At 40.4% G+C, this 17,804-nt stretch carries 12 protein-coding genes and 1 riboswitch; of the genes, 8 read left to right on the forward strand and 4 right to left on the reverse strand.

The features are described 5' to 3' along the window. Nucleotides 1–13 precede the first annotated feature (13 nt). Entirely contained in the window at nt 14–1,018 is a 1,005-nt protein-coding gene (locus tag DFO72_RS19255; protein ID WP_113883265.1) for an ABC transporter substrate-binding protein, read from the reverse strand. 109 nt (nt 1,019–1,127) lie between these two features. Beyond that, a riboswitch (TPP riboswitch) is annotated at nt 1,128–1,236 on the reverse strand. Nucleotides 1,237–1,318: 82 nt separating this feature from the next. After that, nucleotides 1,319–1,732, reverse strand: a complete 414-nt coding sequence (locus DFO72_RS19260; RefSeq protein WP_113883264.1) for a YkvA family protein — start codon at nt 1,730–1,732, stop codon at nt 1,319–1,321. 146 nt (nt 1,733–1,878) lie between these two features. Between DFO72_RS19260 and DFO72_RS19265 the strand changes: the two genes are divergently transcribed. The 5 genes from DFO72_RS19265 (at nt 1,879) to treC (ending at nt 8,246) form a co-directional block, all read left to right on the forward strand. Continuing rightward, entirely contained in the window at nt 1,879–2,592 is a 714-nt protein-coding gene (locus DFO72_RS19265) for an NAD-dependent deacylase (protein WP_113883263.1), read from the forward strand. 123 nt (nt 2,593–2,715) lie between these two features. Continuing rightward, nucleotides 2,716–2,889, forward strand: coding sequence for a twin-arginine translocase TatA/TatE family subunit (gene tatA / locus DFO72_RS19270; RefSeq protein WP_113883262.1), 174 nt, complete (start codon nt 2,716–2,718; stop codon nt 2,887–2,889). 284 nt (nt 2,890–3,173) lie between these two features. Next, nucleotides 3,174–4,580, forward strand: coding sequence for a PTS system trehalose-specific EIIBC component (gene treP, locus DFO72_RS19275; RefSeq protein ID WP_113883261.1), 1,407 nt, complete (start codon nt 3,174–3,176; stop codon nt 4,578–4,580). Nucleotides 4,581–4,668: 88 nt separating this feature from the next. Then, complete coding sequence (locus DFO72_RS19280; protein ID WP_113883260.1) at nt 4,669–6,345, forward strand: glycoside hydrolase family 13 protein; 1,677 nt, start codon at nt 4,669–4,671, stop codon at nt 6,343–6,345. 215 nt (nt 6,346–6,560) lie between these two features. Then, a complete protein-coding gene (gene treC, locus DFO72_RS19285) occupies nt 6,561–8,246 on the forward strand; it encodes an alpha,alpha-phosphotrehalase (protein WP_113883259.1) in 1,686 nt (561 codons plus the stop codon). Nucleotides 8,247–8,297: 51 nt separating this feature from the next. On the opposite strand, the gene DFO72_RS19290 is transcribed toward treC, so the two are convergent. Continuing rightward, nucleotides 8,298–9,515, reverse strand: coding sequence for a NupC/NupG family nucleoside CNT transporter (locus tag DFO72_RS19290; RefSeq protein ID WP_113883258.1), 1,218 nt, complete (start codon nt 9,513–9,515; stop codon nt 8,298–8,300). Nucleotides 9,516–9,705: 190 nt separating this feature from the next. Further along, complete coding sequence (locus tag DFO72_RS19295; RefSeq protein ID WP_113883257.1) at nt 9,706–10,581, reverse strand: metal-dependent hydrolase; 876 nt, start codon at nt 10,579–10,581, stop codon at nt 9,706–9,708. A 189-nt stretch (nt 10,582–10,770) separates the two neighbouring features. Here DFO72_RS19295 and DFO72_RS19300 point away from each other — a divergent pair, with 189 nt between their 5' ends. The 3 genes from DFO72_RS19300 to DFO72_RS19310 all read left to right on the forward strand — a co-directional run bounded on the left by DFO72_RS19300 (nt 10,771) and on the right by DFO72_RS19310 (nt 17,687). Beyond that, the gene (locus DFO72_RS19300) at nt 10,771–12,348 is read left to right on the forward strand and encodes a peptide chain release factor 3 (RefSeq protein WP_113883256.1); all 1,578 of its coding nucleotides are present in this window, start codon (nt 10,771–10,773) and stop codon (nt 12,346–12,348) included. 445 nt (nt 12,349–12,793) lie between these two features. Then, nucleotides 12,794–14,191, forward strand: coding sequence for a Na+/H+ antiporter NhaC (nhaC, locus tag DFO72_RS19305; protein ID WP_113883255.1), 1,398 nt, complete (start codon nt 12,794–12,796; stop codon nt 14,189–14,191). 208 nt (nt 14,192–14,399) lie between these two features. Continuing rightward, nucleotides 14,400–17,687, forward strand: coding sequence for an efflux RND transporter permease subunit (locus DFO72_RS19310; protein ID WP_113883254.1), 3,288 nt, complete (start codon nt 14,400–14,402; stop codon nt 17,685–17,687). Nucleotides 17,688–17,804 lie beyond the last annotated feature (117 nt).

Here is a 17,804-nt window from a genome sequence, read left to right on the forward strand (position 1 = left end):
TTCTAAACTCTCCTTATTCCGGCAGGAAGTCGTTTGTAAATGCTTTGCCGGCATCTAATTCTTTATCTAAAAGACCATTTTCATGCATCCAGTCTGCATAGTTTTCCCAGACCGCAAGCTTTTGTTCACCCCATCTGGAAGCATCATCCTGATATCGGGGGGATAGCCATTCCTGGCTTTTTTTGACCAGTTCGCTGTCCAGGTCAGGAGCATTCTTGATTAAAATATCTGATGCTTGGCCAGGCTGTTCGATTGCAAATTCATAACCTCTGGATGCAGCTTTAACAAAAGCTTTTACGGTATCCGGGTTATCTGCAATCATTTTTTCACTGGTTGCCAGGACAGGCGTGTAGTAATCCAGTTTTTCTGAGTAGTCGGTAAGGTAGACCATATTAATCTTTTCCCCCCGAAGCTCTGCTTCTACACCTGTCCATCCGTAATAAATCCATGCGAAGTCTATATCTCTTTTAACAGCTGTAAAGAAGTCCGCATCCCCCATGTTAACAATGGAGACCTTATCAACATCAGCATTTTCTTTTTTCATTAGGGAGTCTATTACCGATTTTTCCACAGGAGCTCCCCAGCCGCCATAGGTTTTTCCTTCAAAATCCTTTGGCGATTTAATGTTTTTTTCAGCAGGGGATGCAAAACCGGAAGTATTATGCTGAATAACAGCTGCTATCGATACAAGCGGAACACCCTGTACACGTGCTTCCGTGATGCTTTCCTGATAGCTGACACCAAAATCCGCCTTGCCTGATGCAGTCAATTGATCTGCACCTGCTTCACCTGGCATTATAATTTCAACATCAAGTCCTTCTTCTTTAAAATAGCCTTTGTCCTTTGCGACATATAAGCCAGTGTGATTGGTATTGGGCGTCCAATCCAGTACAACAGTAACTTTTTTCAATTCTTGTTTGCTGTCTGTATCTTCATTTCCAGTCTGAGCATCCTGGCCATTGCCGGCACATCCTGAAAGAATAAGCAGCGCAGTGATAGCTGCAATCCATTTCTTCATAATGAAACCTCCTATAAGCTTTTATGTAACAAGGAAAGTCAATGATAGTTTGCCCTGAAAAAATAAAAACGCCCCGGCATAAACCGGGACGCATATAAAAAACATGTAGTATGTTTAAGAATATGTTCCCTACGCCGGTATTAGCCAGATCAGGTTCAAAGGGTCATCATCATAAGGATGAAGTCTCAACCGGCATACCGGTTCCCCTACATTTCTTGCTATTTAATTTTTACAGGCATGAATACTTTCCATCATTATTATAGCAAATAATATCAAAAACGACAGCATATGATATTTATTTCATTTCATTTCAATAGTCCGACCGTCTTTCCATGTTTTGAATTTCTCAAGTTCACCTGTAATTTGGCTTACGGCGAAGCCAAGGACTGCTGCATCATCCAAGATCCCCATCCCAATTAAAAAGTCTGGAACAAGGTCGATAGGGGACACAAAGTATAGGATGGAAGCAATAATAAAGATGATCGATTTTTTTGAGATGTGCCGGTAATCGCCTTTTGACCAAGCCTTAACTAAATCGGTCAGAAGCTGAAACTTTTCCCATATATCACTTAATGAAGATTTGTTTTTATCTGCTTTAAGTGTCGCCTTTCTTAGCAGTCCTTTTGTTTTTTCAGGGTCGTTTGCATACCGTTTGGCCCTGGAAGAAAATCTTTTATATCCGTCCTTATAATCTGTCGTTTCTATTTTAGGCATAGCTATCACTCCTATATTGATAATTCGCATAAAAGGTTATAATCTAGTATTTACCGCATATCTAACATGACATAAACATTTCACTTGGAGAAATAAATGGAAGTCCTATTTAACCTGTGACAAAACCTTATTGGGAGCTGATATCTTTGCTTGAGCAATGGCTGAAGGAATCAAATTATACAGTAATATTAACTGGAGCAGGAATGTCGACGGAAAGCGGACTGCCTGATTTCAGGTCTGCCAATAATGGATTATGGAGTGTGAAAGATTCTAGAAAAATAGCCAGTACAGACGCACTAAATGAAAATGTGAACGAGTTTATAGAATTTTATCGGCACAGGGTAATCGGGCTAAAGGAGTGCAATCCCCATGAAGGACACTATATTCTAGCAGATTGGGAAAAGAGAGATATTATTAAGAGCATTATAACCCAGAATGTGGATGGTTTTCATGGACTGGCTGGGAGCAAGAATTTATCAGAGCTCCATGGGAATTTGCAGACACTCCATTGCCAGAAATGTAAAAAAGAGTTCCCGAGCGAGGGGTATTTGCATGGACAATTCCAATGTAGTTGCGGTGGTGTACTCCGTCCTTCAGTAGTCCTTTTTGGGGAAATGCTACCTGAGGGAGCTTTAGATTTCGCAGCAGATGAAACAGAAAAGGCAGAACTTTTTATTGTTCTGGGATCATCCTTGACTGTAACACCGGCAAATCAATTTCCGCTCATAGCCAAACAAAACGGAGCAAAACTAGTGATTATTAATATGGAACCTACAGATTTCGATATCTATGCTGATGATGTGATCCATAATCGCAAAATTGGTGAAGTGCTGGAAGAACTTGATAAAGCACTTAAATAGTGAAAAAACGAGAATTCATAAAAATAGCTCTCATGCTATGATTTTTTTAGCCAATCCACTATAATGGACAATGAACATGATTATTACTGCCTCAAGCGATATGATAAATAAGGAGTGTTCAGCATGTTATCAAACATCGGTATTCCAGGTTTAATTCTCATCCTGGTTCTGGCTCTTATTATTTTTGGTCCTAAGAAACTACCTGAAATAGGGAGAGCTTTCGGAGAGACCTTAAAGGAATTTAAGAAATCTACCCGTGAACTCACAAAAGATGATGACGATGATAAAAGGAAATAACCTATTCAATAGGTTTAGAACCGGCTTTGCAGACAAATTAGTCTCGAAGCCGGTTTTTTTATTTTCTGGCTTCTGAAGCGATTGAGTGGGTATATAAAATAGTGAATGAAAAAAATGTTGACTAACATGTATATACAAGATAGAATGAAAGCGTAAACAGTTCATGTATATACAAGTTGGTTTGCGTCAATAGATAGATGTATTAAGGGCGAGAACAATAAATAAGAACCTTATAACTGTTTTTTTTCTTTAATATGAAAACGGTAACAGGAGGAGAGCGAAGAATGGCTACAAATAAAGAGTCAGCAGAGCAAATTGTAGAAGCTATAGGGGGCAAGGATAATATCGCAGCGGCTACTCATTGTGTAACACGGCTGCGTTTTGCCTTAAAAGATGAACGAAAAGTCAATAAAGAAAAGCTCGAAAATATAGATATTGTGAAAGGTTCTTTTTCCACAAATGGACAATACCAGGTTGTCATTGGACAAGGCCTCGTTGATAAAGTGTATAAAGAAATGACAGAAGCAACAGGAATTGGCGAATCGTCAAAAGAAGATACAAAAAGTGCTGCTGCTGAAAACTTAAATCCATTGCAGCGCGGCATTAAAACTCTTGCAGATATATTTATTCCAATCCTCCCAGCTATTGTAACAGCTGGTTTGCTGATGGGGATCAACAACATTATGACAGCACCGGATATTTTCTTCGATGATAAGTCATTTGTTGAAGTTTATACAAACTGGGCTGATCTGGCTGGCATCATTAACCTGATAGCCAATACTGCTTTCGTATTCCTTCCCGGTTTGATTGGATGGAGTGCTGTGAACCGGTTTGGCGGAAGTCCACTTCTTGGTATTGTGCTAGGTTTGATGCTAGTGCACCCGGATCTTTTAAATGCATGGGGCTATGGTTCAGCAGAAGAAGTTCCGAAGTGGAATTTATTCGGTCTTGAAATTGAAAAGGTGGGTTACCAGGGACAGGTATTGCCTGTATTATTTGCTTCATACGTATTGGCTAAGATAGAAGTATTTCTGCGAAAAAGAATTCCTGATGCTTTTCAGCTTCTGACTGTCGCGCCGATTGCATTACTGATCACTGGATTTCTTTCTTTTATTGCCATTGGACCGATTACATTCACGATCGGCAGCTGGATTACAAATGGGGTTGTAGGAATCTTTGATGCTGTTCCAGCCCTTGGAGGCTTGATTTACGGAGGATTATATGCTCCTCTCGTTATCACTGGTATGCATCATACCTTCCTGGCAGTTGACCTGCAGTTAATTGGGAGCATTGGCGGCACGTTTTTATGGCCGATGGTTGCACTGTCTAATATTGCACAGGGTTCCGCGGCTTTTGCCATGATGCTGTTAAGCAAAGGGAACGAAAAGCTGAAAGGGCTTGCACTTACTTCTTCAGTATCAGCGTGGCTTGGAGTAACCGAACCGGCTATGTTTGGGGTAAATCTTCGCTTTAAGTACCCGTTCTTTGCAGCGATTATTGGGTCAGCAATTGCAGGAATCTTCATTACTATTAATGGAGTTAAGGCACCGTCGATAGGAGTAGGAGGCTTGCCTGCATTCTTCTCCATCTTTGCGGAAAACTGGGGTGCTTTCTTTATCGGAATGGGTATTGCACTTGTCGTACCTTTTGTATTGACTTTAGCTTTCTCGAAATTTAAAAAAGCAGAATAGAAAGATTGATGCCATGGGGTTCTAAAATTCCATGGTATCTCCATTTTACCGAGGATTGCAGAAAAATGTAAATATAGGAGGTCCACATATGAAGAAGCATTGGTGGAAAGAAAGTGTAGTTTACCAAATATATCCTCGGAGCTTCATGGATAGCAATGGAGATGGAGTAGGAGATTTGCAGGGAATCATCTCCAAGCTGGATTATTTGAAGGAGCTTGGGATTGATGTAGTCTGGCTTTCGCCAGTTTATAAATCGCCAAATGATGATAATGGCTATGATATCAGCGATTATCAGGACATTATGATGGAGTTTGGAACAATGGAAGATTGGGAAGAACTTCTCCGAGAGCTGCATAAGAGAGAGATTAAACTCATTATGGACCTGGTGGTGAACCATAGTTCGGACGAACATATCTGGTTTGCAGAGTCAAGGAAATCAAAAGACAATCCATACAGGGATTATTATATATGGCGCGAAGGAAGGAATGGAAAAGAGCCGAATAACTGGGGAAGTAATTTCGGCGGATCTGCCTGGGAATTTGATGATCATACAGGAGAATACTATTTGCATCTGTTTTCAAAGAAACAGCCAGATTTAAATTGGGATAATCCAGAACTAAGAAATGAAATATACAGCATGATGACTTGGTGGCTCGGAAAAGGCATTGATGGATTTAGAATGGATGTGGTTAACTTTATCTCCAAAGAGGAGGGACTTCCTGATGATGAACCAAAGCCGGGTAAGAAATATGCTTCAGGAAGCAGGTATTATCGAAACGGTCCAAGAATTCACGAATACCTGAAGGAGATGAATGAAAAGGCCTTATCAAAGTATGATGTTATGACTGTTGGTGAAATGCCTGGTGTAACTCCTCAGTTGGCCAGGCAATATACAGGAGAATCACGCAATGAGTTAAATATGGTCTTCCAATTTGAACATGTTAGCCTGGATAACGGGCCGGGTGGCAAGTGGGATCTTAAACCCCTTGATCTGCGTGACTTAAAAGCTAATCTGACAAAATGGCAAAATGAGCTGGATGAAGTTGGCTGGAACAGTCTTTATTTTAATAACCATGACCAGCCTCGCTCTGTTTCAAGATTCGGTAATGACGGAGAGTATAGGGAAAAGTCGGCTAAGATGCTCGCAACATTGCTTCATATGATGAAGGGAACTCCTTATGTTTATCAGGGCGAAGAAATTGGAATGACGAATGTCCGTTTCTCACGTATTGAAGAATACAGGGATATAGAAACACTAAATTTTTATAAAGAAGCTCTTAATGGTGGCTGGACAGAGGAAAAGACCCTTGAAAGCATCTATGCCAAAGGACGTGATAACGCCAGGACACCAATGCAGTGGGATTCTTCCGATCACGGAGGATTTTCGCATGGAATCCCCTGGATAAAAGTAAATCCTAACTATAAAAACATTAATGTGGAAAAGGCCTTGAATGACCCTGACTCTGTTTTTCATTATTATAAAAAGCTTATTGAACTCAGAAAGAAAAATGAAATTATTGTTTACGGCAAGTATAACCTAATACTTGATAACCATCGTGTGGTGTACGCCTATACAAGAACATTGGGCAATCAGATTCTTCTTGTTTTGTGCAACTTCTATGGAGGAAACCCCGAAGTCGAACTCCCTGCTGACATCCAGGAGAAGAAATTTGAGGTGCTGATAGGGAATTATAAAGATACACAAGTTAGCAGAATAATTAAGCTGCGCCCCTATGAAGCTCAGGTCCTTCTTTTTAACAGCTAAAAGATAAAATGTTGATGAGTACCATGATCACTGATTAAATATAGTATTAAAATTTTATAGTCAGCCAACTAAATTTAACCACTGTGTGGATAGGAGCGGAAAGTGAATGCCTGCAGCGGAAATCAACGGGCAGAATAATAAGCATAATACATCATTTATAAGCCAACAGCTTAAAAAAACTCAATTTCAAAAAAACTAAAACAGGTGTGATTATAATGAAACAACCGTGGTGGAAAAAATCAGTAGTATATCAAATTTATCCGAAAAGCTTTAACGATACGACAGGGAATGGGCTTGGAGACATCCCTGGAATTATTGCCAAACTTGATTACTTAAAAGAGTTGGGTGTCGACGTCGTTTGGCTGACACCAATCTATAAATCTCCGCAGCGTGACAATGGATATGACATTAGTGATTATTTCAGCATTCATGAAGAGTATGGAACAATGGAAGACTTTGATAAGCTTCTTGAAGAGGCACATAACCGGGATATTAAAATCATTATGGATATTGTAGTAAACCATACTTCCACTGAACATCAATGGTTCCAGGAAGCTAAAAAATCAAAAGACAATCCATACCGAGATTTTTATATCTGGAAGGATCCTAAGGATGATGGAAGCGAACCGACGAACTGGGAATCTAAATTTGGCGGTAATGCATGGCAATATGATGAAGCAACCGGCCAATACTATCTCCATCTATTTGATGTCACACAGGCGGATCTAAATTGGGAAAATGAAGAGCTTCGCCAAAAAGTGTATGACATGATGGAGTACTGGTTTGAAAAAGGTGTAGATGGATTCAGACTTGATGTAATCAATCTGATTTCTAAAAACCAGGATTATCCCGATGATGACGGGTCTGTGCCTCCGGGTGACGGCAGAAGATTCTATACAGACGGACCTCGTGTGCACGAATTTATGCATGAAATGAATGAACATGTTTTTTCAAAATACGATAGTATGACAGTTGGCGAAATGTCTTCCACTTCCATTGATCATTGTATAAAGTATTCCAATCCTGAGAGGGAAGAGTTGAGCATGACTTTCAACTTTCATCATTTAAAAGTGGATTACCCTAATGGGGAGAAATGGGCACTTGCTGAATTTGATTTTGGGGCGTTAAAGCAGATTTTATCCAAGTGGCAGACGGAAATGTACAAAGGCGGAGGCTGGAATGCTTTATTCTGGTGCAATCATGATCAGCCCCGTGTTGTATCAAGATATGGTGATGACAGACAATATCATCGTGAATCTGCTAAAATGCTAGCGACAGCCATTCATATGATGCAGGGGACCCCATATATTTATCAGGGTGAGGAGTTTGGCATGACAAACCCAGGCTTTGAAAGCATTGAAGACTACAGAGATGTAGAATCACTGAATGTTTATAATATCCTTAAGGAAAAGGGAATGGACGAAGAGGAAATTATAAACATTCTCAAAAGCAAATCTCGTGATAATTCCCGGACGCCAGTTCAGTGGGATGGTTCTGAAAATGCTGGTTTCTCCGATGGAACGCCATGGATTAATGTTGCATCTAATTACAGGGAAATAAATGCCGAAAATGCATTGAAGGACGGGAATTCTATTTTTTATCATTATAAAAAGCTGATCGAGCTTCGCAAGCAATATGATATTATCACGTTTGGAGAATATGAACTGATTTCTATGGATCATCCTGATGTGTTTGCTTATCTTCGAAATGGTGAAAATGAAAAACTTTTGGTCGTTAATAATTTTTATGGGAAAGAAACATCATTTGTCATCCCTGAACATATTCAAGCTGACGAATATAAGGGTGAAATCTTACTGTCCAATTACAATCAGTCACCTTCTGCAGCACAGACCATTAATTTAAGGCCGTATGAATCCGTTATCTATCATTTAAAGAAATAAGATCGAAAAACTCCTCCCGTAAACAGTGGGAGGAGTTTTCACATGATTTTTTTAAAATAGCATTCCAGCTATGGCAGCACTTAACATAGATGCTAAGGCACCCGCAGCAACTGCTTTCAGGCCAAGCCGTGCAATGTCCTGCCTTCGGTTTGGCGCCAATCCTCCAAGCCCTCCAAGCAGAATGCCCAATGAAGAAATATTGGCAAAACCGCAAAGAGCGAAGCTGACGATTGCCACAGTTTTATCAGATAAATTTGGGATATCAGGTGCAAAAGCAGAATAAGCAACAAACTCATTCAAAATTAATTTTTGGCCGATATAATTACCTGCCTGCACTGCTTCTGACCAGGGAACCCCTATAGCAAATGCGAGCGGAGAGAAAACATACCCGAGAATGGTTTCGAGCGTTAAGCCTTCTAAACCAAATAACCCTCCTGCCCATCCAAGAAGCCCGTTAATTAAGGCAACCAGAGCAATAAAGGCAAGCAGCATCGCACCGATATTCAAAGCGAGTTCTAATCCGACGCTTGCTCCTTTTGCGGCTGCATCAATGACATTAGCTGAATCGCTATCCACTTCCATATCAAATTCTTTAGGCTCTTCTTTTTCCTCCGTTTCAGGCAGCATAACTTTGGCCAGGATCAAACCTGCAGGTGCCGCCATAAAACTTGCTGCCAAAAGGTATTCTAGAGGCACTCCCAAAAGGGAATAACCAATCAAAACAGATCCTGCCACAGAAGCAAGCCCGCCTGTCATAACTGTAAATAGCTCAGATTTTGTCATATTGGCAATATAAGGGCGGACAACAAGAGGGGCCTCAGTTTGACCAACAAATATATTTGCTGCTGCTGACATTGATTCCGCTTTTCTGGTCCCCAGTAGCTTCGACAGACCTCCGCCGAGGATTTTAATGAAAAACTGCATAATCCTTAAATAATATAAGACGGATATTAATGAAGAGAAAAAGATTACCACAGGGAGAACCTGCAGTGCGAAAACGAAGGTAATTCCAGATTCATCTGTAAAAAGTCCGCCAAATAAAAAATTTATTCCCTGATTGGCGTAATTGATAATATCGTTTACCTTCATTGTGAGCCATTCCAATCCCTTTCTGCCGCCTTCCCATTTTAGAACGAGAAAGGCAAAAATCAGCTGAATGGCAAGCCCTCCTGCAACAGTTCTTAAACTAATCGCCCTTCTGTTGCTTGAGAGCAGGAAAGCTATCCCTAAAATGACAATAATACCGAATATCCCCCAAATAAAATTCATGTTTACACCTCTTAACTATGTAGTTTTTCCCTGCAAAAATCTTTAGGGAGTGTTCAGGCAGTACTTCTATTCCCTAATAACACTGCTTGTAAAGCTCAATAGTTGTATTATGTGCAAAAGGAATAAATTCATGAAAATTCTATGCATGTAAAATAAATGGGGTGAAATGAAAAAAAGATGAGCACCAGACTCATCTTTCAGTATTTTTCTCGATATATTCAAATAAAAAAGACTGACCGTTTCTGTAAAAACGGGGGTCATAAAGGCCAAGCCTGTCTGTATCATCAACAAGAACGACAAAAGGGGACCATTCATAAAGTGTTTTAGCTTCAGGGCGCTGAGAGAACAATTTGTCCAAATCAGCCGTTTCCTTTGATTGAAGCACGTATTGGGCTTCCTTTTCAATGAAAAGATTATCATTGAAAATGGTCACTTCATCATCTTTTTTTGTAATAACGGAAAAGGTCCATGGAATAAAGTCTGCAGACAGGGCCACTTGATCATAGTGATCATCATATTGCTTATAAATGATAAATCCCTGTGTGCTTTGGATTATCACATGAATCAGCAAAAAAGACCATGCCATTTTAAAGTAGTAGGGGGATTTAGGTCTATTTCTTTTTGAAAAAACAAAAGCTGTCCCCAGTATAATCCAAAATACTAAATCAACAATAGGAATGGTGCCAAAGGTAACCCGGATATCTGAAAATGGCTCCAAATATCCTGTGCCCCAAGCATTGAATAAATCACTTGTATTATGTATGAAAACGGAAAGCCATCCCAGCAGGAAAAGCTTCTTATCCTTAACTTTGAACAGCAGGAAGGACAGCAGAAAAAATAAAAGTGCCCAGAGAGGGGTTAGGAAAATAGAATGGGTAATGCCTCTGTGCCACATCTGATAAAGTCCTTCTGTGTCCCATAAGCGGGAAATGACATCAATATCCGGAATTTGGCTTGCACCTACAGCAGTCAGCAAATACGCTCTTTTCGTATTCTTATCCATGTCTTTTTTATCAACTGCTCCGTAAAGGCTCAAACCGAATAAAGTGTGTGTAATTGTATCCATCATTAACCTCCTTTTTTATATTTAGTTTCATTATTATAAGCCTGAAAAAGATTTATAAAAAGAAATATGCAATCTTAAAATGCGTTGCAAACTTTACTTTAGAGAGATAAAATTGAAGGTATTGCAATAATTAAGTGACACATGATTGCTTGATAAACAAATTTTCATATAAGTAAGTGAGGAACGAATATGTCCAAAAAATTTAAAGAAGAAGTTTTATCCCGCCGCACCTTTGCGATCATTTCCCACCCGGATGCCGGTAAAACGACGCTGACAGAAAAACTCCTGTTATTCGGGGGTGCCATTCGTGACGCGGGTACAGTTAAAGGGAAGAAGACAGGCAAGTATGCGACAAGCGACTGGATGGAAATTGAAAAGCAGCGCGGTATTTCTGTTACCTCCAGTGTGATGCAGTTTGAATATGATGGTGCGCGCGTTAATATTCTAGATACTCCTGGTCACCAGGATTTCAGTGAAGACACGTATCGTACGCTGACAGCAGTTGATAGTGCTGTTATGATCATTGACTCAGCAAAAGGCATCGAAGAGCAGACACTTAAATTATTCAAGGTCTGCCGCATGAGAGGAATTCCGATTTTTACATTTATGAATAAGCTTGACCGCCAGGGAAAGGCACCACTTGAGCTCCTTGCAGAATTAGAAGAGGTCATGGGAATTGAATCATATCCAATGAACTGGCCAATCGGGATGGGGAAAGAATTCCTCGGAATTTATGATCGGTTTAATAATCGAATTGAGCAATTCAGAGTAGAGGAAGAGGACCGCTTTATTTCCCTGAATGAGGAAGGTGAAATAGAGGGCAGCCATTCCATCAAGGATTCTGGGCTATATGATCAGACGCTCGAGGAAATTATGCTGTTAAATGAAGCGGGCAATGAGTTTTCAAGAGAGAGAATTGCAAAGGGAGAATTGACCCCTGTGTTTTTTGGAAGCGCGTTGACCAACTTTGGCGTACAGACATTCCTTGAGTCTTATCTCCAATTTGCACCGCCGCCGCAGCCGAGGGATTCTTCAGCAGGTGAAATAGATCCGCTGTCAGAAGAATTTTCTGGCTTCATATTTAAAATTCAGGCAAATATGAATCCTGCTCATCGCGACCGGATAGCATTTTTAAGAATTTGTTCAGGCCAATTTGAAAGAGGCATGGCTGTAAATATACCAAGAATCGGCAAGTCCATCAAGCTTGCGCAGTCCACACAATTCATGGCTGATGACAGAAGTACAGTAGATACTGCAGTAAGCGGGGATATCATTGGAATCTATGACCCGGGAACTTACCAGATTGGTGATACGTTAACGGCTGGTAAAAATAATTTCCAATATGAACGTCTTCCTCAATTTACACCTGAGTTATTTGTAAAAGTAACTGCCAAAAATGTCATGAAGCAAAAACATTTTCATAAGGGCATCCAGCAGCTGGTACAGGAAGGAGCAATCCAGCTGTTTAAAACAGTAAAAATGGAAGAATACCTTCTCGGTGCAGTAGGACAGCTGCAATTTGAAGTTTTTGAACATCGCATGAAAAATGAATATAACACAGAAGTTTATATGGAAAGGCAAGGCTCCAAAATCGCCCGCTGGGTAGAAGGCGATGAGGTCAACGAAAATCTTTCCAGCGGAAGAAGTCTCCTGGTTAAAGACCGTTATGACAAAAACGTTTTTCTATTTGAAAATGACTTTGCACTCCGATGGTTCCAGGAGAAAAATCCGGATGTTCAACTATATAATCCGATGGACTCAGAATAATCATGCGGCCTCTTTTAGGGGCCGTTTCTGTTTTTGGTCTCTGTAAATGATTGCCTCTTTTTTTTCTGCTTCAATTCCTGTATATTCCTCTGTCATTCTATTGACATATTCATCAATTGATAATATAGTATTAACACACGCGCTTTAGCACTAAAAAGCGTTTAAGTTAAAAAGCAGGAAGTTCAATCTCGATAAAAATATAGACATTGTCCGCAGAAGAAAGTAGAGCAGTTGCCGTCAGCAGATAGAAACTGGATGGGTGATGAAAATCCAGGCAGCAATTGGTCGAAATACAACTGCATTGCAACAGGACATTCTCTTTAAGCGGGTAAGCGTAAATGGCTTATCAATTAGGGTGGTACCGCGGAGCTCCTTCGTCCCTATTGGCGAGAGGGCTCTTTTTGTTTGCTCCCAACTTAATGGTAATTTTTAGGAGGAATACATTATGCATCAGGAACATGCAGCATTGAACTTGAAGCCGTTAGAGGCACTTATTATCACTCTATTAATCCTTGGAGGGATAAGTTATTCAATTATTTTCGCAGGGGCAGTACCTCATATTCCCGTTGTTTTCGCGATAATGGGGTTAATTGCTTACGGTTTAATAAAAAAAGTATCCATTACGCAGCTGGAAAAGGGGCTGATTGAAGGTGCCCAGTCCGGATTAGGGGCGATTTTCATTTTCTTTTTAATAGGCATGCTGATAAGCAGCTGGATGGCAAGCGGAACCATTCCTACATTTATTTACATGGCTTTGGAAGCTGTTAATGGAAAGTTCTTTTATGCCATTGTGTTTGTGGTAGCATCAGTGATTGGCATGAGCATTGGAAGCTCGCTTACAACGGCTGCTACATTGGGGGTGGCCTTTATGGGAGTCAGCTCTGCTTTGGGTCTTTCGGATGCTATTACGGCAGGTGCAGTTATTTCCGGTGCATTTTTTGGAGATAAAATGTCTCCGTTGTCCGATACAACTAATCTGGCATCATCGACAGTTAAGGTGGATTTATTTGAACATATAAAGACCATGGCATGGACAACGATCCCTTCGTTTATTATTTCTTTGGCAATTTTTGCTGTGCTGTCACCAGGCGAGGCAGCATCTGATTTTTCAAAAATTGCCCAGCTGAAAAAAACTCTGCTGGATGAGGGGCTTGTACATTGGTACTCCCTAATTCCATTTGTCATTTTGTCAATACTGGCCATTAAAAGAGTATCGGCTATCATCACACTTTCAGCCGGAATTTTATCGGCTTTAATCCTGGCGATCTTTGTTCAAAACAGTTTCGGTTTCGAAAAAGTGATGTCATTGCTGTTTTCAGGATATGCCTCTAAAAGTGGTTCAGAGGAAGTAGACGCACTATTATCAAGAGGCGGCATGGAAAGTATGATGTTTTCTATTTCTTTGGTATTGCTTGCACTTTCCATGGGAGGTTTATTCTTTAAGCTTGGCATTCTTCCAGCTTTACTAGAAGGCATCAAAGGAGTTTTGAATCGTGTGTCCGCTTTAGTAGCGGCAGCAGCAGGAACAGCAATCGGGATTAACTTCCTCCTTGGAGAACAATATCTGTCGATTCTCTTAACTGGGAATGCGTTCAGAGGGCCTTTTGAAAAAGCCGGGCTGCACCCGAAAAATCTTTCAAGGATTCTGGAGGATGCCGGCACCGTGGTAAACCCGTTAGTCCCGTGGAGTGTTTGCGGAGTTTTTCTAACAGGTGTACTAGGGGTGGAAACAGCAGCTTACATGCCGTTTGCGTTCTTCTGCATACTAAGTCCAGTTATTACTCTTATCTATGGATTCACTGGTTTAAAGATCGAAAAAATGGAGAAAAAAGCAGCTGTGTAATGCTGCTTTTTTCTGTGGACAAAAAATCCGTAGTTGTAGAATTTTGCATGATGGAACCACTTTAAAGTCAAATAGAATGTTCTTTTTCTCCATTTAACAGCACACTGATTTCTTGCATAGTGATTGCTGCTTTAATATAGTTATAATGTGTTTAAATCAATCATTGCCTGCCGTCATATATTTATTGACTTTGAAAGGAGCAGAGTGTGTGCGAATAAGTGATTTTTCAATCAAAAGGCCAATCTTTACATTGGTTACAATGTTCTTAGTGCTTATTTTAGGGGTTGTCTCCCTCTTGAATATTCCATTAAAGCTCATACCTGATCTGAATCCTCCTGTAGGAGTAGTAGTAACTTCGTATCCTGGAGCAAGTCCCGATGAAGTTGTGGAAAAAGTAACAAAGCCGCTCGAGGAAAATCTGGCAACATTGCCGGGGATTAAAACCTTAACCTCTACCTCGCAAGAGAGCGCAAATTTCATTCTGATGCAATTTTCCTGGACTACTGATATTGATGAAATACAAAATGAGGTTATTCAAAGACTGGACCAGACACAGCTTCCTGATGAAGCCGAAAAACCGCGATTTATGAAGTTTGATCCTGCCCAGTTTCCTATCATACAATTATCCCTTAGTGCAGATGAAGAGCCTGAAGCATTAAGAAGGCTTGCAGAACAACTGAATCTGGAGCTGGCCAAGGTTGAAGGAGTAGCAAGCGTAAATCTCTCCGGAACAGCCATTAAGGAAGTAAGGGTGGAACTTGACCAGGAAAAACTAAGAGATTTCAAACTAAGCCAGGCTGATGTTGTTGATGTAATTGAATCCAATAACATTTCAATGCCGGGTGATCCGGTATTAACTGAGGGAAAAGAACTGACAACCAGGATCATTAGTTCTATTGATTCCCTTGATACGCTGAAAAAAATTACTGTAACAGTTGACCCTGCAACAGGCGATAAAGTAAGCCTTGAAGATATCTCAGAGGTTAGGCTGGCCAGCCAGGATGATCGCACCATCACGCGCACAAACCAGTCTCCATCTGTTTTGCTAAGTGTCCTGCAGCAGTCAGACGCTAATACGGCAGAAGTTTCAAATCAATTCATACAGAAATTGGATGATCTTCTTGAGAAAGAACAGTTTGAAAATATTGAATCAGAAATTCTTTTTGACCAGGGGGATTACATAAACCTTGCAATAGGGAATATCTCCAATTCACTGATTCTTGGCGGTGCTTTTGCCATGATTGTGCTATTTTTCTTTTTGAAAAATGTTAAAAGCCCGCTTATTATTGGTATCTCTATCCCTTACTCTGTAATTTTTACGTTTGTTTTAATGTATTTTTCAGATTTCACCTTAAATATTATGACGCTAGGCGGATTAGCGCTTGGAATTGGGATGCTGGTGGATAATTCCATTGTAGTTATTGAAAATATTTACCGTCATTTATCAATGGGGAAAGATCCTAAAACAGCCGCCAGTGATGGAGCAAAAGAAGTAGGCGGTGCGATTACTGCTTCAACACTAACGACTGTGGCTGTATTCCTCCCAGTAGTATTTATTACTGGAATCATCGGTGAGTTGTTTAAGGAGTTTGCCCTGACCATTTCCTTTAGCCTATTTGCATCTCTAGCTGTTGCACTGACAGTTGTGCCCATGCTGGCGAGCCGGCTGCTGAAGTCTCCAAAAGCAAACATTGAGACAAAAAGGCAGGAATCAGGCTTAATGCGTTCACTTGAAAAATCAATTAAGTGGTCTTTGCGGAATCGCGCAGTGGTAATAGCGATCACCATGCTGTTATTGGCGGCGGGAAGCTTTGGAATGACCACTGTAGGTACACAATTTCTTCCAAATACAGATGAAGGCTTCTTTACGGTGCGGATGGAGCTTGAAAATGGCACTGCACTTTCAGAAACTGAAAAGGTTATATCTGCTTTAGAGGAAGAATTAAAGGATGAAGAAGAGGTAGATACATATGTCAGCCTCATCGGAACCACACAGGAAGGGTCCTTCCGGGGCTCGAAGAATGCCAATATCGCTGAATTGTACATCAAAATGAAAGAGCTTGATCAGCGTGAAAGATCAACCTTTGAATTTGCCGATGATATCAAAAAGGATCTGGAAAATGCTGCATCAAAGGTTAATGATACGGCCGAACTCTCATTTAACATGCAATCCTCAACCGGTACAACTCCGAATACACTGACTTTCAGTGTAAAGGATACAGATCCAAATCGCTTAACAGAAAATGTAAATAAAATCTATAATGCATTAAGAGACTTAGATGATGTAACAGATTTATCGACAGACCTTATGGATACAGTTGAAGAGATTCAAATAACTGTGGACCGTGAAAAGGCACTTAAGCAAGGACTGGCTCCTGCCCAGGTAGCCATGGCAGTAAATGATGTAACACGTGGAAATCGGGCAACACAAATGATAGATGAAGAATCGAATATATATGGCGTTTTTGTTGAGTATGATCGGGAAGTCACACAGGATATAGAGAATTTAAAAAAATTGCTTATAAAAAAGCCTGATGGGAATTATGCTGCTCTGAGTGACGTAACTAATATAGAACGCGGAGAAGGACCGGTCAATATTCAGCGCATCAATCAGCAGGACGCTGTTCAATTTACATTAAAATACAAGTCTTCAACAAACATGGGTGCCGTGTCAAAAGAAGTGGATAAAGAAATTGCTGACCTGGATTTGCCGGATGAAACGGAAATCGTTTTTAGCGGTGACAGGGAGTTGCTGGAATCATCCATTGATGACCTGATTCTTGCCTTTGTTCTGGCAATCATCTTTATATATCTAGTCATGGCAGCCCAATTTGAGTCGCTGAAATATCCGTTAGTTATCATGTTTACTGTGCCTCTCATGGTGATAGGGGTGGCAATTGCTCTTACAGCAACCCAAACACCTATTAGCTTAACAGCAATAATCGGGATTATTGTGCTGGCAGGAATTGTAGTTAATAATGCAATAGTCATTGTTGATTATATTAACCAAAAGAAAGGACATGGCCTTAAGACCTACGATGCCATAATCATTTCGGTTAAGGACCGTGCAAGGCCAATACTTATGACAGCTTTAACAACCATACTTGGGTTAGTTCCTCTTGCCCTTGGTATAGGAGAAGGAACTGAAATTAACCAGCCTATGGGAATAGCTCTGATAGGCGGGCTGATCAGCAGTACGTTCCTGACACTATTTGTGATACCTGTTGTATATAGTTTCTTTGACAGGGATACAAGGCGGTTAAATAAAATGTATGCAACACCGGATGGCCACTTAGTGCCAGCTTACCTGCTTGAAGAAAGAGTGGATAAAGACTGGATTCACAATAAAGGTGCAGAAGACAAAAATCAACTTCAAACCTCTGAAGCCAGTTCCTACAGCAGAGATGATATGGCAGCCATGCTGGAAGAGTTATTAAAAATTTTAAAAGAAGATAACAAGGAAAAAAAAGAACAAAACGAGGATGAAAACCCCTAATCCGTGCTGGCTCCTTCCGTAAGAAGGGGCCTTTTGGCATAGTGAGGTCAAAAGAGAAATAATTTTCCAATGGATTTTCAGGAAAATATCTGGAAAATTCATTGATAATTGGCTTAT

It is taken from the genome of Cytobacillus oceanisediminis, assembly GCF_004366035.1.
Lineage (GTDB): Bacteria > Bacillota > Bacilli > Bacillales > Cytobacillaceae > Cytobacillus > Cytobacillus oceanisediminis_C.